The sequence below is a fragment of the Pseudoalteromonas sp. XMcav2-N genome (assembly GCF_024124545.1).
Classification (GTDB): domain Bacteria; phylum Pseudomonadota; class Gammaproteobacteria; order Enterobacterales; family Alteromonadaceae; genus Pseudoalteromonas.
In genome coordinates, this window is the sequence record NZ_JAMXSF010000016.1 from 76,874 (window position 1) to 97,306 (window position 20,433).

Genomic DNA, 20,433 nt, shown 5'->3' on the forward strand with positions numbered 1-20,433 from the left:
GCTTTCTGACGCGGAGTAATACATGGGACAGAGAAAGCCAATCGTCGCAGGCAACTGGAAAATGAACGGCTCGCCAGAGCTGATAAAAGAAATTGCAGCGGTGAGTGCGCAAGTCACAAGCGAACAACGCGAGGTGTTGATTTTTCCTCCGGCAGTTCTGCTTTCTGAAGCAATCTCAGCGGGTTTAGAGTGTGGCACACAAACTGTGTCAGAATTCGATGCCGGCGCTTACACTGGTGAGATTCAAGCTTCCTTAGTCAAATCTCTAGGCGCAAATTATACCTTGGTCGGTCATTCAGAAAGACGCAGTATTTATGGCGAGTCAAATGAAGACATTGCCAATAAATTTGCACAAGCGCAAAAGAACGGCCTGACACCTATTCTGTGTATTGGTGAAACCCAGGAGCAGAGAACGGAAGGTAAAACAGAAGAAGTTGTTAAACAACAGCTTGTGTCTGTAATCGAAAAATTAGGCATAGCATCACTGGTTAATTCTGTGATAGCATACGAGCCAGTCTGGGCAATAGGTACCGGTTTAACAGCCACTCCAGAACAAGCCCAGGAAACACACAAGTATATACGCGACTTGTTACGTAGTTATGATGAACAGGTTGCCGATGCACTACGTATCCTATATGGCGGTAGTGTAAATGAAAGTAACAGTGAATTATTATTCGCACAAGCAGATATTGATGGTGGCCTGATCGGCGGAGCAAGTCTCAAACCACAAAGCTTCAAGGCTATCTGCGAAAGTGCAAAGGGATAAGTAAATGTACGAGATTCTTTTGGTTATTTATTTGGTTGTCTCGCTGTCATTGATCGGCATGATCTTGATCCAGCAAGGTAAAGGCGCAGATATGGGTTCTTCATTCGGCGCTGGCGCATCGGCAACTGTGTTCGGGTCATCAGGTGCTGGTAACTTTATGACTAAGACAACAACAATACTTGCAACAATATTCTTTGTACTAAGTATTGTTTTGGGTAGCATGACAGCAAGCCAAATTAAGCAAGCTGATCAGTGGGAAAATCTGGAAGCTCCGGCGGCAACAGTCGCACCTTCTAGCGACGATGTTCCCGCGTCAGAAGAGTCTCAAAACAACTCAGACGTACCAAACTAAAGTTATTACTTAGCGAACGTGGTGGAATTGGTAGACACGCCATCTTGAGGGGGTGGTGAGCATAGCTCGTGGGGGTTCAAGTCCCCCCGTTCGCACCAAATCTCAGAGCCAGCAATGCACTGGCTCTCTCATTAAATCGAGAATAATTGAGCTTCTGGCTCAGATGCATTACACCGAATTGCGAATGTGGTGGAATTGGTAGACACGCCATCTTGAGGGGGTGGTGAGCATAGCTCGTGGGGGTTCAAGTCCCCCCATTCGCACCAATCGGTTATCCTATATCCCATTATTACTTTCCAAAAGCTTCTAAATTTAAATCACTTAGCTGCACTATTGCCTGCACATTGAGTTACACTAAAAGAAACTGGCCCGTATTTTTCTTTATGCTTTTTCCTGCTCACTTTATTTCAAGAGTATTTCATAACATCAAATCCGTTGAGGTGGGACCGCAAGGGATAAGCGTTCAACGCTCAGGCAGCACAGAGTTACTCGGCTGGGTTGAACAATCTCGGCCTCCTGTACTCGTGACAGACTGGTTGGGAGCCCGTATCGAGTGTTATCAACAGGGTATGGTCTTGAAACTTCGATTACGGGGGCATTGTGCCCCCCATTTGCAGCACCACCTCGAGATACTTTGGATAAACACCCACAAAGCACGTCTGCTTTCGTCAGTCAGAGCAATAGAACAACTCTTGCAGCGCCGTTACCTTTCGGTGCGTCACTGGGCTGCAATTCGCTCTGTGATAGCTGAATTGGCAAAGCGCTGGTGCGGCTGGACAAATCAGGCTCAGATGCACAAGACGCTAAAGCAAGCCCAAAGCACCGTCAATGAGCTACACGCTTGGCAAGAAGAAGATCTTGCTCAGTTCAGAGAAGCGTTTGTGCAAGCGCAGTTATCTCACCATGAAACCTTCTTTGATACCGTGTGTGGCCATCCGCTGACTCAGTCTCAGCGTCGTGCATGTGTTGTTCAGGACGAACGTCAGCTATTGCTAGCCGGAGCCGGTACTGGAAAAACCAGTGTTATGATTGCAAAAGCGGCTTATCTGCTGCATTCAAAGCAGGCTGAAGCCGAGCAAGTATTGATGCTGGCTTACGGCAAAGAAGCCGCAGATGAGATGCAGCAAAGGCTCAAACATAGCAAGGTAACGATAGAGTGCGCCACGTTTCATAGCCTTGGGTTAGGGATCATTGCACAAGTTGAGGGTCATAAGCCAAAGCTGTCTGCATTGTGCCTGAACGATAGTGCGAGAGAGCGGTTTATTGCTGACACTTTGGCATCTTTATGTCAGGACCCTCAGTATCAGAGAGATTTACTTGCCCTACTAAAAAAAGAGTTTTCTGATCCACAACAAAGCCAGGAGCTCGATTTGGGGGGGCGTGCGGCCAAAAAACTCATTCGACAGTTTACTGAAGCACTCAGCTTTTACAAACAGGCTCTGTTTTTGGGTAAAACACAAGCATTGAGTCAAGAATTTGCGCTCTGGACTAACTGCTTCAGGCCCGTACTGGCGGACTACCAGCTTTATCTGCAAAAAGAGCAATGTATCGACTTTGACGATATGATCACGCGCGCGGTCGACTATGTGCGCAGCGGTCAGTTTTATAGTCCCTGGCACTATGTGTTAGTTGATGAATTTCAGGATATCTCACCTCTGAGGGCTTTGCTTATCAAAGCCTTGCTTGCGCAAAATGATAAAAATGCGCTGTTCGCAGTCGGTGACGACTGGCAAGCGATTTACCGCTTCAGCGGGGGAGATGTGTCGATGACCACACACTTTGCTGAGCACTTCGGACAGGCCACTATCCAACAGCTGGATATGACCTTTCGTTATCCCCAACAGTTGCTGGATATCGCCAGTGAGTTTGTTTGTCAGAACCCTAACCAACTAGTTAAAAGGGTCAATGCCAGTAACGTGGCGACCTGTCCGGCTCTGATGGCACGCCCAGATGGAAGTGACGCACTTAGCACAGCAATAGAAGCCTTTCTAGACCAGACCGCAGAGCCGTGTAGCGTCCTTTTACTGGCTCGGAATCACAAATTTTTGCCTTCCTCCGAGGTGATAGCAAGCTTTACTCAGCGCTTCCCCAGAGCCCGGATAACGGCACTGACATTTCATGGTGCTAAGGGAAAAGAGGCGGACTTCAGTATTCTACTCGGTTTGCATCAAAGCAGTGTGCCAGCCAGAGCGCATAATGCCCCTATTACAGAAGCGCTTTTGCCTGAGCCAGAACTGTACCCGGATGCAGAAGAACGTCGCTTGTTCTATGTTGCATTGACACGTGCCAGATTACAAACTTGCCTATTAGTGCCTGAGGATCCGAGTCCCTTTATCGAGGAAGTCTTGGCACTGGTAAACGAGTCGTGATTACAGCGTTCACTGGGCTTTGGTTAGTTACGAATAATTCATCCTGACGACAAAATTATTTTGTTGTACTTCATCTGGCTCGCTCATCATAATCCGCGTTTTAACGCAATCGATAAACGAGAAACACAGATGCGTGGATGGATCATATACAAAGACTCAGCAACCCTTTTAAAACCTGAAACTTACGAGATCAAACGACTGTTAGAGGTCGCTCAGGAAGAGAACATTGATCTGCAGGTTTACTCTCCCGATCAGTTTGACTTGCTCGTCTCTCGCGAAGATGACCAAAGCGTATTGATTGATGGCGAGCCGGTTTCATTACCAGACTTTGTACTTCCGCGTATGGGGGCTGGTACCACCTACTTTGCACTGGCAATTATTCGTCACCTGGAGCGTCTTGGTGTACATTGTTTTAACAGTTCAGAGGCCACGGAAACAGTAAAAGATAAGCTGTTTGCACAACAGATACTGGCGCAGCAGAATTTACCTACACCAAAGACTATGCTGGTGAAGTTTCCGGTTAACATCGACTTGGTTGAAAAGCAGATCGGATTTCCTGTGGTGGTAAAAACCCTGTCCGGATCGCAAGGCAGTGGGGTTTTCCTGTCAAAAACACGTAGCGAGTTCGATGATTTAATGCAATTGATTGAAGCGACCAGCCCGAAAGCCAATATCATTTTGCAGAAATTCATTAAATCGAGTCATGGCCGCGATCTGCGAGTACTGACCATAGGTGGACGTGTCGTGGCGTGTATGGAAAGAAACTCGGGTGGTGCAAATTTCAAAGCCAATGTCAGCGCCGGTGCAAAGGGCTTGTCTCATCCGATCACCCCTGAAATTGAATGGCTGGCCACCCAAACGGCAAATATCCTGAACCTGGATATGGCGGGCATTGACCTGTTGTTTGATGAAGAGCATTTTAAGATCTGTGAAGCCAATTCAAGCCCAGGCTTTGAAGGGCTCGAAGCTGCTGTTGATGTGGACGTTGCGCGGGAAATTCTACACTTTATCCGTATTCGGTTAGGGATTTTCGATAAGAAAAAGCCGAAGCCTTTAGAGGCCAAAAAGTCTACTGCTGAAGCAGACTCGGCAGCTGCTACCACCGCTTAATGTTCACCGTGACTTAGGCCAATTGTGATACCGGCTGATAAATCCAGCCTGGTATCACAGCTTGTTGATTTCTTTGGCAACTTGATAGCCATCGTCGGTGATGATCTGTTCCAGTGTCGCAACCCGTGACTTAAGTTGTTTGATTTCTTCTTGCATAGCCTGCTTCTCAGACTGATTCATTCCATCGAGTTTTTTCATTTCCAGGCGTTTAGCATAGATTTCCCTGACTGTGCCAAATCCTACTGCAATTAGGACAATCAAAAACACCATTGTGGTACCGGGCATACGTATTACTCCATTTCTAAATTTGGTACTCCAATCGTAGCAAATTATACAGCAGAGATCTGTGGCGTATCTGTTTCAAGATGTGATTTAGCGTGTGGGCGACATATGCGCCCACAGGGGAGGGCTTATTCGTATGGTAAAGGATCACTGGCCTGGTTTAATTCAAAGGCTTCCAAACGCTCCTGACAAGCGCCACATTTGCCGCATGCTTTCTCACGGCCGTTATAACAGGTCCAGGTTTTACTATAGTCCAGTCCCATTTTCAGGCCGTCTGTGAGGATTTCAATCTTAGTGTTGTTCAGGTAAGGACAAACAATCTCGATTTCTTCGTAGTTTGCGATGCGACAGACATCATCCATTTTCTTAACAAACTCAGGACGACAATCCGGATAAATTGCGTGGTCGCCTGAGTGGGCACCGTAAAAGACTTTACTGGCTTTGAGAGAAACCGCATAACCCACCGCAAGAGACAGTAAAATCATGTTGCGGTTCGGCACAACCGTGCTTTTCATGCTTTCTTCTTCGTAGTGGCCTTCAGGCACTTCGATATCGTCGGTCAAAGAGGAGCCGCCGATCAACTGGTTAATAGCGGAGATATCGACAATTTTATGCGCTACCCCAAGTTCATCACAGGCCTGGCGGGCAACTTCGAGCTCTTTTACATGGCGCTGGCCATAGTTAAAAGACAGTGCATAGACCTCATAGCCTGACTTAAGTGCTTTGTTCAGGACCGTATATGAATCCATACCACCGGAATAAATAACAACGACTTTTTCGCTCATTGGTTTGCCTCGTTTATGTGCTCGAATACTCACTGACATTGGCCTCGATTTTAATAGAGGTTTGTGTCAGGGCGCGATATACTACACGGCCGCTGAAAAAATGACAATCCGACGGGTCAGATAATGCCAGTTTTTCAGCGCAGTTGCTGTAGCCAATGTGAATTGTAAACGTTAGATAATTGCCACTTACCCGGGCTGTACCCGGGAAGTAAAGTGAGTTCGGAGCTGTTTTGTACAAGATTAATGAAGTGTTTGAAACCATCCAGGGTGAAGCAAGCCACACTGGCGTGCCTTCTATTTTCGTGCGGTTACAGGGATGCCCGGTGGGGTGTGCCTGGTGTGATACCAAGCAGACCTGGGAGGTGGATCCGGTTTATCTTGTCAGTCTGGAGCAAACGGTGGAGAAAAAGGCCGATTCAGATTACTGGGCCAATGCGACGCCGGAGCAATTACTGACCTTATTTAAAGAGCGGGGTTACACTGCCAAACATGTGGTTATTACGGGTGGAGAGCCCTGTATGTATGACCTAAACCCGCTTTGTGACAAGCTTCACGCAGAGGGGTACGACACACAGGTTGAAACCAGTGGAACATTTGAGATTCTGGTACCAGATGAAACCTGGGTTACTGTTTCGCCTAAAATTAATATGCGTGGCGGGTATGAAGTACTGGCGAGTGCCATGCGCAGAGCCGATGAAATTAAGCACCCTGTGGCAATGGAAAAACACATCGAAGAGTTAGAAGCTTTGTTTGAAAAAACCGGTGTGCACCCTAAGTTGGTGTATTTGCAACCAATCAGCCAAAAGGCGAAAGCGACCAAACTGGCTATTGATACCTGTAAACAAAAAAACTGGCGCCTGTCAGTACAGGTACACAAGTATATTGGTATAAGTTAGTCAGACACCGGCTCGTAGCGGTTTCACCTTTAGCCATATTTCCAGTGCGATGCTGCGAGTTGCCGGGTCTTCAGCGTTTCCGTCTGATATCGGCCGGTTGTAGTGCTCAATGAGGGGCGCATCGTCCGGCTCGAAGCCACTGTGTGGCAACCAGGCCGAATATAGTGCCAGCTGAAAAGGCAGCAGATTAGCGGCTAAATCATCATAGTTAAAAACAGCGTACTGCCCACTGTTCAATGTGCTAAGCCTAAACGGCTCTCTGACAGCTGATTTTAATGTAGCCGGGATCACCAGCGCGCCGTCGTATCTTGCTTTATCCAGAGGGGTAAAAAGCGGGTTATCATGACCAAATCCGAGCTTAGTGACGCATTCAGAGTCGAGACCTTGTACTTTGGCCCATTGATGGAGCTGCTCCCAACATTGCCAGATCCCCTCAAGATGATAACCCTCTGATGCTCTCAGCGTACACAAGTCCCGGGTGTCGACGTTCATGATTCGGGTGGGCACGGGAGTCTCGTCCGGCATGTGTGCCGACATTCGTTGTGCCTGCAGGTGCAGGAGTAACTCAATATTTATCTTTTGTGGTGTCATGTGCTGCGCTAGCTGTTGTCTCAGTCGTTCTGTCTTTCTCACGCTAACTGGCGTAATACCATAGTGATCTTTGAAAGAGCGAGCGAAGTTAGCGCTACTTGAGTAACCGCAATCCAGCGCTATTTCTGTCACGTTTTTGTCGGGATGGAAAAACAACAAAGACGCAGCGCGTTCAAGCCTTACCCGGTTACTATATTGTATGAGAGATTCTCCCATCAGCGCAGAAAAAATACGCTGAAAATGAAACCGGGAAAAATGGCTGAGCGCTGCGGCTCTATCCAGTGTCAACGGCTGACTCGGTTGACTGTGGATATAAGCAAGCACAGGCTTCAGGCGTTGATAGTACTGCTCACGATGTTTGTCTTGCTGTTTACTGGTTTGCATTGAGACCTTTTAACCTGGATAAGTTGTGCTTGTTGTAGTGAAGCCAGCATAAAGCGCAGGTTGCTAAGGCTGCGATGATGTCAGCACTGACGATAGCCATAAAAATTCCCTGAAGGTCAAACCACACCGGCAACACCAAAAGTAAAGGAGTAAACACAAATATGACTCTGAGCGCACTATAAAAGCTTGCCCGGCGGGCGTCGCCGATAGACTGATAAAAGCCGCTGGCGATCAACACAATAGCTATCAGTGGTAACCCCCATAAAGCCGATTTTATCATTGTCTGGCCTTGATTAATCAGTAAGGACTGCTCTGTAAACCAGGCCATAATGCCGGATGCAAAAAAGACCAGCATCAATACCAAGAGTGTTGCGTAAAGCATCATAGCGCCTAAGGCCACTTTCACTATTTTTCGCACGCGAGTTGTTTTCTGTGCGGCGAGGTTATAAGCGCAGATTGTCTGAAAGGTGACTAACATGGCAATCATCGGCAAAGTTGCAAAGGTGAGTACACGGCCCAGCATACCGTAAGCAATCACCCAGTTTTCACCTGCCGTCTTCATCAGCTGAATGTTCATGATGGCGGTTTGCCAGCCAAGACATAGCTGAGTGATTAGGATAGGGGTTCCGATTGCCAGGATAGATAACCAGGCTCTGCACTCAGTCGTGAAGAGGATAGGTGTATCTCTGTCTGTGTTTTTTAGCATGTATATAGCCAGCACTATTGTGACTGCCTGTGATACCACTGTCGCCTTTGCTGCACCAGCTACACCCCAGTTAAATACCGCAATAAACAGGTAATCCAGTAAGATATTTAGCCCCGAGGCGGTCAACATCAATAACATAAGCTTATGCGGCTGCCCCTCGGCACGAAAAATGTCGCCAAGTACGGGTAACAGAATCGCCACAAAGCTAAACAAGACGATGGGACGAAGGTAGGCATAAGCATCAGCTTTAAATATGGGGGCTACACTGAGCCAGTTGATTATTTCCAAAGGATAAAGCCAGCCTAAAAGCAACAGAATAATACTCAATATTAAGGCAATCTGGAGGGGATGACCGATTATCAACCCCGCTTTTTTTCGCATGCCAGCACCCAGTTGACGTGTTACCAGGGTGGCCATACCTGAAGATAACATGGCGGCCATTGCAGCAATCACCATTTGTATTGGAAAAGCGACTGCCACGGCACCCAAAGCCAGTTCACCCACAAAATGGCTGATAAAGAGCCCATCAATAAAGTTGAACAGGCCAACAACGAGCATGCCAATACGAATAGGGAAAAAGTGCTTAAAAAACAAGGTGACAACTGGCTCGACTGCCAAGTGTCCAGTGCTGTGTAGCGAGGTTTTATTATTTACGGCCATCAAAAATGTCCTGTCGTATTTAACTTCAGGCTATTTTATTGACCCCGAATCACAGAGAATATTCAAATCTTGCGCAATTGAGAGCGGCCGCGCAGAGCAGTCAATAGCACTCAGAGCTACCCATTTCAATTATCCGCTCGGTTTCACCACTATTTTTGAATAAATACAGGCCTTTATTAATGTCATTGAGCACACCCCGCCAGTTAGGCTTGGCTTTACTGAGTGCAAAGTAGAGATTGTTATAGCGCAAGGCGGGTTCAACATTTTCAAGGCCTCTGAGCAAAGTGACCTTTTCAGACTTGGCCAGATCAGAGTAACTCACGGTAAAACGCAGCACCTTAGGGTCACCAATAATCAGGTCAACACGTTTGCCAACCAGCAATTTTACCAGTTGCAGATCATCGACGGCCTCCACAATCACAAACTCATTGTTGTCCATCATAGCGTCAAACTCAGGGGTGTTTTGATAACCGCGTACAACTCCTATGGTGGCGCCTTTCAGCGAATTGAGATTGCCTTCAAAACTATCTGACTCACCGCGACGTTTTAGTAATGCTATCTCGCCACCAGGGTAAGCGTTAGACAGTGCCAGCAGCTCACGACGTGTTTTCCCCTGATAGTTATCGGACGGTGATGCATCTTCGATAAAATACTCGGGGAAGAGGATATCTGCGCGACCGGATTCAACTGCTTTGACTGCTCTCGCCCAGGGCAGGAATTCGACATAAACCGGGTAATCCTGATCGGCCAGCAAGGAAATGGTAAACTGAAATACCCAACCTTTATTACACAGCTGATCGCCGATATAAGGCGGCCAGTCGAGCGTTACCAAATGTAGTAGGGGCTTGTCACCACTTTTGTTATACAAATAACCATTACGGTATTGCTCACCCTGTACCATGATGTACTTGCCCTGCTTAAAGTAGCCAACATTCAGACTAGCATGGGTGGTCAGTGAAGCGCTGCACAGTAACAGCAACATTACTACCCTGGTAAGTGTGTTCATAAGGTGTTTCCCGGTGCGCACAATTTAGATAAAAGCGTTTAAAAATAAAACGATGAGTTTGTTTTGAGACCACATCGATTATCCATTAAGTCTAGACAGTATCACGCTAAAAGGAAGGGAAGAAGACAATAAGGCCAGCATTTTGCTGGCCTTATTCTAAACAATTAGTCTAACAAGAGCTGGTTTACTTGGTTACTGCACCAGTTCCTGATCGGTAAACTCATCTGCAAATAGCGGGCTAGACAAGTAACGCTCTGTAGCACTTGGCAGAATAACAACGATATTCTTGTCAGCGTTTTCAGGCTTTTCTGCCAGGCGTTTCGCAGCAACAACGGCTGCACCTGAAGAAATACCTACTAAGATACCTTCGTCTTTCATTAACTGGTGGGCCATTGCAATCGCATCTTCGTTTGATACTTGCTCAGTGCCATCAAGCAACTCAAGATCCAGGTTGCCAGGAATGAAGCCTGCGCCAATGCCCTGAATTTTATGAGGGCCAGGCTTTAACTCTTCACCTGCAAGAGCTTGAGAGATAACGGCAGAGTCAACTGGCTCTACCGCGATAGATTTAACGTCCAGGCCTTTTTCTTTTTTCAGGTAGCGAGTTACACCTGAAATCGTACCGCCAGTCCCCACGCCTGCAACGAAGTAGTCAATCGCACCATCCATCGCTTCGAAAATCTCAGGGCCTGTGGTCTCTTCGTGAATTTTCGGGTTAGCCGGGTTTTCAAACTGTTGTAATAAAACATATTTGTCAGGGTCGCCAGCCAGGATTTCATTCGCTTTTTCAATGGCGCCTTTCATGCCCTTGGCACCTTCAGTCAGGACCAGATTAGCACCTAAAGCTTTAAGTAACTTACGACGCTCCAGGCTCATTGTATTTGGCATCGTTAGTGTCAATTTGTAACCACGAGATGCAGCAACAAAAGCCAATGCAATACCTGTGTTACCAGAGGTAGGCTCGATAAGTTCTTTGCCTTCGCTTAGCAAGCCGGCTTTCTCAGCTTCCCAAATCATAGAAGCACCGATGCGGCATTTTACGCTGAAACTCGGGTTACGAGATTCGATTTTGGCAAAGACGTTGCCACCGGTCACGCGGTTAAGTTTAACAATTGGGGTGTTGCCAATAGACAGGCTGTTATCTGCAAAAACGTTCGACATAATTTTCCCTTGAATGAGCTAAGGATATTTAATACTAGTCACACTTTACTGGGGTTGTAGCAAAACGAAAGGAAAGAATGGCTATAAGATATATTAAAAAGACTTATGCCTTGATGGAATAAAAAAATAAATATGTATAATAAAAGAGCAATGTAAACCCAGCCAGACTCCGCGTGTCTGACTGGGCTAATAAAGGGGGCTTACATCAGCCAGGCGTAACTAAATTTGGCAAAGAATGTCTTGTTATCTTTGCTTATCCTGGTCAGGTCATCATCCTGATAGCCATTGTCCGAGTATCCGGCGAAAAACACCGTTTGGGGGTTAAGCTTGTAAGCATAGAGCAGCTGTGTGCTGAGGCGCTTGTATCGGCTGTCCACGTCGTCGATGTAATTCGCCTGATTACGGCGAATGTCCGTTTTGATGAACGCCAGTCTCAGGTAGCTATTGATGTTAAACTGATAGGTAAAGCGCACATCACTGAGGTTAGCGGTAAATACATCCATACCATCGGCGGTGAGTTTTTGATAGGTGTGCCGCAGACGTACCTCAAAATGCTTGCCCAGATAAAAGTCCAGCATAGGGCGGATATAACGCTCATCAGCCATACGGTTATTGGCTAAATCGACGCGGTTGCCTCTGCGCAGCGTTAACCCACTGAATACGCCCGGAGCCGGTTTACTTTCCAGGTAAATCCATTGGGTATTTTCCGTGAACAGATCGGTGTTTCCATCTATGGCCAGGCTGGTTTCGTCATGACGCAGGCCGGTTCGCTTGCGATGATCGACACCAAAATCAATGGTGCTCTGCAATGGACCGCTGATGGCGATGTTGCTCTGAACTTCTTTTTCCAGTAACTCTCCATTTTCATTGTGACTGATATCCCAATCAGTATACCAGCGAGTGCGATTCCACCAGGTCTGGTCATCACCATACCAACGATATTCAAAACCGGTGATGAACTTATTGAAGTCGACTTGTGACAAGAACCCCATGTCTGCCCTTAATGCAGCATCGTAGTTGCGATAACTCGCAAAGGCTTTCCAATGTTTCTGGTTATGACGGTAGTCAAGCATATAGCCAAGGCCCTGATTATCATCCTGTAGCTGGGTGCGAAGCACACTTTCATCTATCTCACAGTCATCGAGGGTTTCGTCATCGCACAGCTCTTTCACCATAGCCGGGTCGTAGTCCGTTTTTGAGGTCAGGATCTGTGCTTTAAAAGTATCATTGGCAGTGGGCTCGTATTTGCCATCCAGGCTGAACACCTGATTTCGGTAGTCGTTACTTTGCCGGGTTGTGGTTAATGCGCCTATAGACAAAGTTTCATCGGCATCATATCGATAGCGCAACGCCGCATTTTCACTTTTTTGCTCCAATGAAACCACATTTGAGCCCAGGTTACCTGGCACCATGACATTGGTAAACTCATCGTTAGTCACAAAGGCAGCATAAGTATGGCCCTGCTTGCTGCCCGTCAACTTGGCGCCATAGTCCGGCGCAGCAATGTTACGGGTGTGCAACAGGTTGATATGGGAAGAAAAATAGTCCGCGTTATCAAGAAAGAATGCGCGTTTTTCCGGGAAGAATAAACTAAAACTGTTGTTAACACTGAGCTGGCCATTGTCGGCTTCTACCTGAGAAAAGTCCGGATTCAGCGTGGCGTTTAAGGTGGTATCCGGTGTAATGGCCCACTTAACGTCCAGTCCCGGCTCATAGTTAGTGTCGTTCTCCCAGTCCGGGATAGTACTGCCGTCAATATCTCGAGATTGCTGGCGACTGATCACCATGGAGGGGATCACCGCAAGGTTGCTGCTTTGCCTGGCATCAGAAAAGCCGGTGTAAGCGGGCATCTGGCATACCCAGCACTGATTTTCATGGGCAATTTGCATACTGGAAATTCTCAGTCGCTCACTGCGAGGGTAGAAGCGTAAAAACTCCATAGCCATGGTTTTGGTGTCCAGGCTGTCATCAAAATTGAGTACACGTAGGGGGATTTCTACTTCAACTACATACCCAGTCTCATTGATTTGCCCAGCAGAGTCCCAAATGCCATTCCAGGAATCGTCCTCGCTGCCACTTAAAACGTTCTCTATGGAATCCTGCTGTACACCGAGTGGGTTGATAAAAAACTGATAAGCACTGCGGCCAGTATTAAAGGAGTCGATCTTTATCCCAACCAGGTCGTCATTCCAGTTGCGGTCTCGGTCGCGGAAAAACGCCCTGATCTGACTGGGGTCCGGATCTTTGGCATCGAAGGCAAGAAACAGGGACTGGCCATTTTCAAACACTCGTACAGAGGTTGAAACCGGGCTTTTGGTATTTTCATATGGCCAGGTGACATTGTCGATGGCAATATGTTTTGCCTGCTGCCACACAGACTCGTCTATTTTTCCGTCGATATTTATGCTGGCATTGATATAAGGGATGCTTGGTTCGGCTGCCAGGCTGGTGGCGCTGAACCACAAGCACGGCGCTACGAATGAGAGTGAGCTTAAAACTTTATTTAACATTATTATCGGGTTTGATAGCACAACTTTGATGGCGCATTAAATACCAGAGACGGTGTGTGAACAATTGTTTAGCGTTTAACGGCAAGGTGGCCAAGTTAAGTGGTATTTTATTTATATTTTGTGAACAGTTAGTCAAGTCATATCGCAGAACTATGTACCTGCATTGTCATTCCGTGGTAAAAAGGCGCATCTGTTTTTTACTCAGGCGTGTTGTATGTCTCTTATTTTAAAACTTGTCGCTGGTATTTTCGCCGGTGTGCTGGCGGGGTTCTATCTGCCAATGTTCCTGGTCGAATTGCTCTACACCGTTAAGGTGATTATCGGACAACTGATTTCTTTTACTATTCCACTTATTATTCTGTTTTATATCGCATCCGGGATCGCAGGGTTGCCAAAGGCATCTGGCCATTTGTTAGGCAAAACAGTCGGCTTCGCATACGGGTCGACGGTCATTGCGGGAACTTTGGCTGTACTCTTAGTCAGTTTGGCTGTGCCCCTGTTTGAGGGCAGTGTTGCTTATCAGGCTGCTGAGGCCACTAAGGTAGAAAGCCTAATTAAGCTTCAAGTCCCACCGCTGATGGGCGTTATGACGGCACTGGCAACGGCCTTTGTGTTTGGTATAGGGATCAGTCAACTTCACCTGACACAGCTCAAGCAAGTGGTTGATCAAGGCCGTGATGTCATTGATGCGCTATTGGCTAAAGTGATCATTCCTGCCTTACCATTCTACATTGCTGGTGTGTTCGCAGAAATGGCTGTTGCGGGTACAGTGGCAGATACGCTGAGCACGTTTGGTGTGGTGTTACTGGCAGCTGTTGCCATGCACTGGCTGTGGCTGGCGTTTTTGTATATTACTTCCGGTGTATTGCTAAAGCGCAACCCTGTGGAACTCATTAAAAATATGCTGCCAGCCTATTTTACCGCAATCGGAACTATGTCCAGTGCGGCAACCATTCCTGTTTCTCTGCGTGCTAGTAAATCTAATAAAGTGAAAGAGGAAGTTGCAAACTTCACTGTCCCTTTGTGTGCCACCATTCACCTGTCAGGGTCAACAATCACGATTGTTACCTGTACTATGGCCGTTATGTTGTTGTCACCTGAAATGACATTGCCCTCGTTGACACAAATGCTGCCCTTTATTTTTATGCTGGGTATTGTCATGATTGCAGCACCAGGGGCACCCGGCGGCGCTGTTATGTCTGCTTTGGGTCTGCTTAGCACTATGCTGGGTTTTGATGAAAGTGCTGTGGCCTTGATGATAGCGCTATATCTGGCACAAGATAGCTTCGGAACTGCGTGTAATGTAACTGGCGACGGTGTGATTGCATTATGGGTCGACCGTTTCTCCGAGCAGGATCTGAAATTGCATGGTAAATCATAGTCTAACTCTAATACTAAAGGCTGTTTTTACCTAAAGTGGAAACTCGAATTGATTATGCTTTGCAATTTTCTGTGTTACTCTTGCAAAGCATAATGAGTGCATAATACATGCATTATCAGACGATTAAATAAATGACATTTGGCAGTAATTGCCATTACCAAGGCTAGTGTGAGGGTTACCCGTTGATTAACGTACTTTTAGTTGATGATCATGAACTTGTCAGAACCGGTATAAAACGCATTCTGGATGATGTGCGCGGGTTTAAAGTGGTCGGAGAGGCTAAAACGGGTGAAGAGGCAGTGAGCTACTGCCGTCAGAGCGAACCCGATATCGTGTTAATGGATATGAATATGCCAGGTATTGGCGGTCTGGAAGCGACGAAGAAAATTTGTCGATACTGTCCGGATGTGAAAGTCATTGTTCTGACAGTGCACTGCGAAGATCCGTTTCCGAGCAAAGTGATGCAAATTGGGGCACATGGGTACTTAACTAAAAGTGCCGGGCCTGACGAGATGATCAATGCGATCCGTGCTGTTAACGCCGGACAGCGTTATATTGCACCGGAAATAGCGCAGCAGATAGCGCTGGCCCAGTTTAGCGGCAAAGTCGATGAAAACCCTTTCCAGTCATTGTCGGATCGTGAACTGCAAATCATGTTGATGATCACCAAAGGTGAAAAAGCACAGGACATCGCAGACCGGCTAAATCTGAGTTCCAAAACGGTAAACAGTTACCGTTACCGCATGTTTGAAAAGCTGAACGTCAGTGGTGATGTGGAATTAACTCACCTGGCGATTCGCCACAAAATGATCGACATCGACAGCTCTCATTAGGATGAGCGTGTTGTTCTAAATTAGAAGCAGTTTTCGACCATGGCAGTGTTTGACAGTCAGGCGTTTCTCAAAACGCTGACCACAGAACCTGGTGTTTATCGTATGTACGACGAAGATCATCAGGTTATTTATGTCGGTAAAGCAAAAAACCTTAAAAAGCGGGTCAGTAGCTATTTTCGCAGCAATATACCAGATGCTAAAACTCGGGTCCTGGTGAGCAATATTCGTCATATTGAAGTGACGCTGACGAATACTGAGACCGAAGCTCTATTGCTGGAAAACAACCTGATCAAAAAGTACCAACCCAGGTACAATATACTGCTGCGTGACGACAAGTCTTATCCCTACATCTTATTGACCGATCACCGTCACCCTCGCTTAGCGTTTCATCGTGGCTCCAGAAAGAAAAAAGGCGAGTATTTTGGTCCTTTTCCCAGCAGTGCTGCTGTATCTGAAAGCTTACGCTTGATGCAGAAGATTTTCCCTGTCAGACAATGCGAAGACGCCTATTATCGGGCGCGAAGCCGGCCTTGTTTACAATATCAACTAAGACGCTGTTCCGCGCCTTGTGTGGCGAAAGTCAGTGATAAAGATTACGCTGAGCAGGTTGATATGGTGCGCCAGTTTCTGAGCGGTAAATCTCATCAGGTCATCGCTACTTTGGTGGACAAAATGGAGCAGGCGAGTATGGCGCTCAATTTTGAAGCTGCGGCGAAGTTCCGGGATCAAATCGCCTTGTTACGTCAAATGCAGGAGCAGCAGTCTGTTGCGGGCAATTTTGCTGAAATGGATGTAATTGGCTTTGCACAACGCAATGGCCTGAGTGCCATTCACATGTTGATGATCAGAGAGCATAAAGTTTTGGGGTCTAAAACCTTTTTCCCTAAAATACCCAAAGATTCGGGTCGAGAAGAGATCCTGACCAGCTTTGTAGGCCAGTACTATGTATCGACGGGCAGCCACGGTCGGATAGCGAAAGATATTGTATTGCCATTTGATATTGCTGAGCTGGACGATCTGGCTGCGGCCCTTACTCAGGTTGCAGAGCGTAAAGTTCAGTTGAGGGTGAATGTGCGCTCAGAGCGAGCGCAGTACCTGGAGCTCGCTAATAAAAATGCCCTGAACAGCATTATGGTCAAGCAAAATGCGCAGGACTCTATTGATAAACGATATGCCAAATTAAAGGCGGCGCTGGGCGTGTCGGATATCAACCGTATGGAATGTTTTGATATCAGTCATACCATGGGTGAAAACACCGTGGCATCATGCGTGGTGTTTGATGGTCAGGGGCCTAACAATCGGGAATATCGCCGTTATAATGTTACGGGGATTACACCTGGTGATGACTACGCGGCTATGGCATTTGCGTTGAATAAACGATATGGCAAGGTTACAGACCCTGACAAGGTGCCAGACATTATCTTTATAGATGGCGGTAAGGGCCAATTATCGCGAGCAGAATCATTCTTTGAATCCTGGACGCTAGAAAAGCTACCTATGTTGATAGGTGTGGCGAAAGGCACCAGCCGTAAGCCAGGCTTAGAAACTTTACTGATCGATGGCGGGCGTAAAACCATTAATCTGGATAGTGACTCACCTGCATTGCATTTGATCCAACACATCCGTGATGAATCTCACCGTTTCGCGATAGCGGGGCACAGAAGTAAGCGTCAAAAACAACGTACGCAATCTGTTCTGGAAGAAATAGAAGGCGTTGGTCTGAAGCGACGCCAGGCACTGCTCAAATATCTTGGAGGAATGCAGGGCGTAAAAGCCGCTAATATACAACAACTAAAACAAGTGCCGGGGATCAGCCCTCAGTTGGCTGAAAAGATATTTAACCATTTGCATGACAAAGCTTAAGCGTTCATGCGAACATAGTAAAAAAGAGTCTCTCTTAGTAGTTATGTGGAACATTCCAAACACGCTCACAACATTTAGGTTGTTACTTATTCCTGTTTTTGCAGTGATCTTTTATTTGCCTTACTCATGGGCATTTTTTGCTGCTGCTTTTATTTTCTGGCTGGCATCTGTGACCGATATTCTGGATGGCTATCTGGCACGCAAGCTGGAACAGTCAACGCCATTTGGTGCATTTCTGGATCCAGTGGCTGACAAAGTTATGGTCAGTGTGGCACTGGTGGTACTGGCGACCCATTATCAAAATATGTTTATGACTATTGCTACCATTGTCATTATCAGTCGTGAAATTGTCATTTCGGCACTCAGAGAGTGGATGGCCGAGCAGGGCAAGCGCGGTCATGTGGCGGTATCCTGGATGGGGAAGTTTAAAACTGCTGCACAAATGCTGGCCATCATTGGTTTGATCTGGCAGTTTGAACCCTGGATGGTGACGCTAAGTTATGCATTGTTAGCCATTGCGACTTTACTGACTGTGGTCTCTATGGTGCAGTATTTCTATGCTGCCCGTACTGAATTGATTAAATCTTAGTATTCGTTGGCTGAATACAAAGCGTTTTAGATAAAAAATAAGCAAACGATTAAAAAGCTTCATTTTTTATGTTGACGCCTCCCGGAACTTCTGTAGAATGCGTCCGTGTTGAGAGGCAACAGCCTAACAAAAAGAGAAGTTCAAAACGCTTCAATATCTTGAAAGTTTTGAATTTAACTAGGGTTTAAAACTGAAATTTTAAATTTCTAGTAACGCGAGTATAGCTCAGCTGGTAGAGCGCAACCTTGCCAAGGTTGAGGTCACGAGTTCGAACCTCGTTACTCGCTCCAATTTCTCTTAATCTGGCTTAGTCAGAGTAGTGTGGCGGAATGGCAGAGTGGCCATGCAGCGGATTGCAAATCCGTCTACCTCGGTTCGACTCCGGGTTCCGCCTCCATTTTCTCAACAAACTCCACATGCGAAAGCAGCCCGATGCCCGGGTGGTGGAATTGGTAGACACAAGGGATTTAAAATCCCTCGCTGGTAACAGCGTGCCGGTTCAAGTCCGGCCCCGGGCACCATTGTTTAGAGCAAGTTAACTTAATTAAAGAAACAAAAAGAGCAATAAGCATCTTAAAGTTTTAAAAAGTTACAAAGCTCCTGGAACGCGAGTATAGCTCAGCTGGTAGAGCGCAACCTTGCCAAGGTTGAGGTCACGAGTTCGAACCTCGTTACTCGCTCCAATTTAAACAACCGGTGCTTTAGCAAACCCGATGCCCGGGTGGTGGAATTGGTAGACACAAGGGATTTAAAATCCCTCGCTGGTAACAGCGTGCCGGTTCAAGTCCGGCCCCGGGCACCACTGTTACAGACAGCTTAATCGCTTGATATGACAGTAAGATTAAGTTAGAGTAGCAATACTATGGAACGCGAGTATAGCTCAGCTGGTAGAGCGCAACCTTGCCAAGGTTGAGGTCACGAGTTCGAACCTCGTTACTCGCTCCAATCTCTCTGATACATTAAGTATCAACACAATGTGGCGGAATGGCAGAGTGGCCATGCAGCGGATTGCAAATCCGTCTACCTCGGTTCGACTCCGGGTTCCGCCTCCATTTTCTTTTCCATTTATCTTTTTTTAAATTCTTTTCCCAGTTTTTTCCAGTAACCACACGTAAATCACGGGTATATCGTTTTTATATTGAATTCTCAGGTCTACTAACTCACCGCTGACACTTTCATTAATGGTAAATTCGCTGCTGGTGAGCAGGTATTGCCCCTGGTGGTGTTTTACTTCTACCTGCGCATCTACAGTGATCCCTTTGTTCTTGGCAATCTCTGTCAGGGCATCCTGAATAGCAAGCTTGATGGCGGTGCTGAGCAGGTTATCTGAGGTCATAGTACCATCTTCACCAAACGCGCCTAAAACCAGGTGTCCACTGCGCTTCATGTCAGCTATGGCGCTTACTGTCGGTGTACTTATAGCCTCCAGAACATCTGGCTTATACAGACCGATTAGCGTGGAGCCATACTGACAGCTTTGGTGCAGTGCCAGCCGAGTGGGTACACCTTGTGCCGTTACTTTACCATTGCGATTAAAGTTTATTTCATGCTGCAAAGTACCATCGCGACTGATTGCACGCTCTTGCAGGTATTCCGTCGCATTTACCCGGGCCTGCAACAAAAAGCTCGCTACTGCTTTGGCATTGTGCTCACTGACTGAGATCTGCTGATGGGGCGATGCCGTGTAATAACTCACTCCCAGCACCTGATTACGCTGTTCATTTTCACAAAGCCAGGCAGGCTGGCAAAGCGCAAAGTCACAGTGACGTACAGGGCAGTTGGCACTTTCTTTAAGTGGCATGAAGCTGACATAGCTGTATTGGGTATCCTGGGTATTGAAGGGCGCTGAGTAATAGACGGTATGACCGGAAGATAACATCTGTGTGGGTTCATCCGGTGTCACACCTTGTAGGTCGCTGCGTTGCAACTGAATAGCATGATAGGCCGCCAGCTTTTTGAGAGCACGGGTCCGACTGGCCAACTCAGAACCATTGGGAATGGCGCTGAACGGGGCCGCTGTACCAATGAAGCCAAGTTGTTCGGCTTGTTTTGGCGACTGAATCCAGCAGGGCTGGTGTGTTTCCCGGTGCTTTTCGGGTGGCTGTGGAAGCGTTTTACAGCCCGTGAAAACTAGGGTGCCAGATAGCAGAGCCCAAAGCAAAGGTGAATGCACAGTCGATCCTTGTGAA

The 20,433-nt window shown here is 47.0% G+C and carries 17 protein-coding genes and 9 tRNA genes; 18 read left to right on the forward strand and 8 right to left on the reverse strand.

The window, feature by feature from the left end:
- Positions 1-22 precede the first annotated feature (22 nt).
- From tpiA to NH568_RS18590, 6 genes are all read left to right on the forward strand, one after another.
- A complete protein-coding gene (tpiA, locus tag NH568_RS18565; RefSeq protein WP_253049692.1) occupies positions 23-766 on the forward strand; it encodes a triose-phosphate isomerase in 744 nt (247 codons plus the stop codon).
- 4 nt (positions 767-770) lie between these two features.
- Positions 771-1,118, forward strand: coding sequence for a preprotein translocase subunit SecG (secG, locus tag NH568_RS18570; protein ID WP_253049694.1), 348 nt, complete (start codon positions 771-773; stop codon positions 1,116-1,118).
- 12 nt (positions 1,119-1,130) lie between these two features.
- Positions 1,131-1,216 (forward strand) — tRNA-Leu (locus NH568_RS18575).
- An 82-nt stretch (positions 1,217-1,298) separates the two neighbouring features.
- Positions 1,299-1,384, forward strand: a tRNA-Leu gene (locus NH568_RS18580).
- A gap of 309 nt (positions 1,385-1,693) precedes the next feature.
- Entirely contained in the window at positions 1,694-3,487 is a 1,794-nt protein-coding gene (locus tag NH568_RS18585) for a UvrD-helicase domain-containing protein (RefSeq protein WP_253049698.1), read from the forward strand.
- A gap of 129 nt (positions 3,488-3,616) precedes the next feature.
- Positions 3,617-4,597, forward strand: a complete 981-nt coding sequence (locus NH568_RS18590) for a RimK family alpha-L-glutamate ligase (protein WP_253049700.1) — start codon at positions 3,617-3,619, stop codon at positions 4,595-4,597.
- Between the two features lie 54 nt (positions 4,598-4,651).
- Here the strand turns inward: NH568_RS18590 and NH568_RS18595 are convergent, their stop codons facing one another.
- A complete protein-coding gene (locus tag NH568_RS18595) occupies positions 4,652-4,882 on the reverse strand; it encodes a hypothetical protein (protein ID WP_046005768.1) in 231 nt (76 codons plus the stop codon).
- A gap of 125 nt (positions 4,883-5,007) precedes the next feature.
- Entirely contained in the window at positions 5,008-5,664 is a 657-nt protein-coding gene (queC, locus tag NH568_RS18600; RefSeq protein WP_253049702.1) for a 7-cyano-7-deazaguanine synthase QueC, read from the reverse strand.
- A 230-nt stretch (positions 5,665-5,894) separates the two neighbouring features.
- Here queC and queE point away from each other — a divergent pair, with 230 nt between their 5' ends.
- Complete coding sequence (gene queE, locus NH568_RS18605) at positions 5,895-6,560, forward strand: 7-carboxy-7-deazaguanine synthase QueE (protein ID WP_253049704.1); 666 nt, start codon at positions 5,895-5,897, stop codon at positions 6,558-6,560.
- On the opposite strand, the gene NH568_RS18610 is transcribed toward queE, so the two are convergent.
- The 5 genes from NH568_RS18610 to NH568_RS18630 form a co-directional block, all read right to left on the reverse strand.
- Positions 6,561-7,535, reverse strand: coding sequence for a helix-turn-helix domain-containing protein (locus tag NH568_RS18610; protein ID WP_253049706.1), 975 nt, complete (start codon positions 7,533-7,535; stop codon positions 6,561-6,563).
- Complete coding sequence (locus NH568_RS18615; RefSeq protein ID WP_253049708.1) at positions 7,522-8,901, reverse strand: MATE family efflux transporter; 1,380 nt, start codon at positions 8,899-8,901, stop codon at positions 7,522-7,524. The genes NH568_RS18610 and NH568_RS18615 overlap by 14 nt, the downstream gene beginning before the upstream one ends.
- A 100-nt stretch (positions 8,902-9,001) precedes the next feature.
- Complete coding sequence (locus tag NH568_RS18620) at positions 9,002-9,883, reverse strand: transporter substrate-binding domain-containing protein (RefSeq protein WP_253049795.1); 882 nt, start codon at positions 9,881-9,883, stop codon at positions 9,002-9,004.
- Between the two features lie 216 nt (positions 9,884-10,099).
- Positions 10,100-11,068, reverse strand: coding sequence for a cysteine synthase A (gene cysK, locus NH568_RS18625; RefSeq protein WP_253049711.1), 969 nt, complete (start codon positions 11,066-11,068; stop codon positions 10,100-10,102).
- A 200-nt stretch (positions 11,069-11,268) separates the two neighbouring features.
- Positions 11,269-13,578 carry a DUF5916 domain-containing protein gene (locus NH568_RS18630; protein WP_253049713.1) on the reverse strand — a complete coding sequence of 770 codons (2,310 nt, stop codon included), beginning with the start codon at positions 13,576-13,578 and terminating at the stop codon, positions 11,269-11,271.
- A 214-nt stretch (positions 13,579-13,792) separates the two neighbouring features.
- Here NH568_RS18630 and NH568_RS18635 point away from each other — a divergent pair, with 214 nt between their 5' ends.
- From NH568_RS18635 to NH568_RS18685, 11 genes are all read left to right on the forward strand, one after another.
- Positions 13,793-14,959, forward strand: coding sequence for a dicarboxylate/amino acid:cation symporter (locus NH568_RS18635; protein WP_138552441.1), 1,167 nt, complete (start codon positions 13,793-13,795; stop codon positions 14,957-14,959).
- 182 nt (positions 14,960-15,141) lie between these two features.
- Positions 15,142-15,792: a UvrY/SirA/GacA family response regulator transcription factor gene (uvrY, locus tag NH568_RS18640; protein ID WP_010385932.1), complete on the forward strand. Its 651-nt coding sequence runs from the start codon at positions 15,142-15,144 to the stop codon at positions 15,790-15,792.
- 39 nt (positions 15,793-15,831) lie between these two features.
- A complete protein-coding gene (uvrC, locus tag NH568_RS18645; RefSeq protein WP_253049715.1) occupies positions 15,832-17,655 on the forward strand; it encodes an excinuclease ABC subunit UvrC in 1,824 nt (607 codons plus the stop codon).
- A gap of 43 nt (positions 17,656-17,698) precedes the next feature.
- On the forward strand, positions 17,699-18,244 hold the full coding sequence (pgsA, locus tag NH568_RS18650) for a CDP-diacylglycerol--glycerol-3-phosphate 3-phosphatidyltransferase (protein ID WP_138552443.1): 546 nt from the start codon (positions 17,699-17,701) through the stop codon (positions 18,242-18,244).
- A 214-nt stretch (positions 18,245-18,458) separates the two neighbouring features.
- A tRNA-Gly gene (locus tag NH568_RS18655) sits at positions 18,459-18,534 on the forward strand.
- Positions 18,535-18,567: 33 nt separating this feature from the next.
- Positions 18,568-18,641, forward strand: a tRNA-Cys gene (locus tag NH568_RS18660).
- A 37-nt stretch (positions 18,642-18,678) separates the two neighbouring features.
- Positions 18,679-18,765: transfer RNA gene (locus NH568_RS18665), tRNA-Leu, on the forward strand.
- An 86-nt stretch (positions 18,766-18,851) separates the two neighbouring features.
- Positions 18,852-18,927, forward strand: a tRNA-Gly gene (locus NH568_RS18670).
- A 32-nt stretch (positions 18,928-18,959) separates the two neighbouring features.
- Positions 18,960-19,046 (forward strand) — tRNA-Leu (locus NH568_RS18675).
- 67 nt (positions 19,047-19,113) lie between these two features.
- A tRNA-Gly gene (locus tag NH568_RS18680) sits at positions 19,114-19,189 on the forward strand.
- Between the two features lie 33 nt (positions 19,190-19,222).
- Positions 19,223-19,296: transfer RNA gene (locus NH568_RS18685), tRNA-Cys, on the forward strand.
- A gap of 23 nt (positions 19,297-19,319) precedes the next feature.
- On the opposite strand, the gene NH568_RS18690 is transcribed toward NH568_RS18685, so the two are convergent.
- Positions 19,320-20,417: a hypothetical protein gene (locus NH568_RS18690; protein ID WP_253049717.1), complete on the reverse strand. Its 1,098-nt coding sequence runs from the start codon at positions 20,415-20,417 to the stop codon at positions 19,320-19,322.
- Positions 20,418-20,433 lie beyond the last annotated feature (16 nt).

Bases quoted from the DNA above. Each gene is read 5' to 3' on its own strand.
- tpiA (WP_253049692.1), top strand. From the start codon at position 23: ATGGGACAGAGAAAGCCAATCGTCGCAGGCAACTGGAAAATGAACGGC.
- secG (WP_253049694.1), top strand. From the start codon at position 771: ATGTACGAGATTCTTTTGGTTATTTATTTGGTTGTCTCGCTGTCATTG.
- NH568_RS18590 (WP_253049700.1), top strand. From the start codon at position 3,617: ATGCGTGGATGGATCATATACAAAGACTCAGCAACCCTTTTAAAACCT.
- NH568_RS18595 (WP_046005768.1), bottom strand. From the start codon at position 4,882: ATGCCCGGTACCACAATGGTGTTTTTGATTGTCCTAATTGCAGTAGGA.
- queC (WP_253049702.1), bottom strand. From the start codon at position 5,664: ATGAGCGAAAAAGTCGTTGTTATTTATTCCGGTGGTATGGATTCATAT.
- NH568_RS18610 (WP_253049706.1), bottom strand. From the start codon at position 7,535: ATGCAAACCAGTAAACAGCAAGACAAACATCGTGAGCAGTACTATCAA.
- NH568_RS18615 (WP_253049708.1), bottom strand. From the start codon at position 8,901: ATGGCCGTAAATAATAAAACCTCGCTACACAGCACTGGACACTTGGCA.
- NH568_RS18620 (WP_253049795.1), bottom strand. From the start codon at position 9,883: ATGTTGCTGTTACTGTGCAGCGCTTCACTGACCACCCATGCTAGTCTG.
- cysK (WP_253049711.1), bottom strand. From the start codon at position 11,068: ATGTCGAACGTTTTTGCAGATAACAGCCTGTCTATTGGCAACACCCCA.
- NH568_RS18630 (WP_253049713.1), bottom strand. From the start codon at position 13,578: ATGTTAAATAAAGTTTTAAGCTCACTCTCATTCGTAGCGCCGTGCTTG.
- NH568_RS18635 (WP_138552441.1), top strand. From the start codon at position 13,793: ATGTCTCTTATTTTAAAACTTGTCGCTGGTATTTTCGCCGGTGTGCTG.
- uvrC (WP_253049715.1), top strand. From the start codon at position 15,832: ATGGCAGTGTTTGACAGTCAGGCGTTTCTCAAAACGCTGACCACAGAA.
- pgsA (WP_138552443.1), top strand. From the start codon at position 17,699: ATGTGGAACATTCCAAACACGCTCACAACATTTAGGTTGTTACTTATT.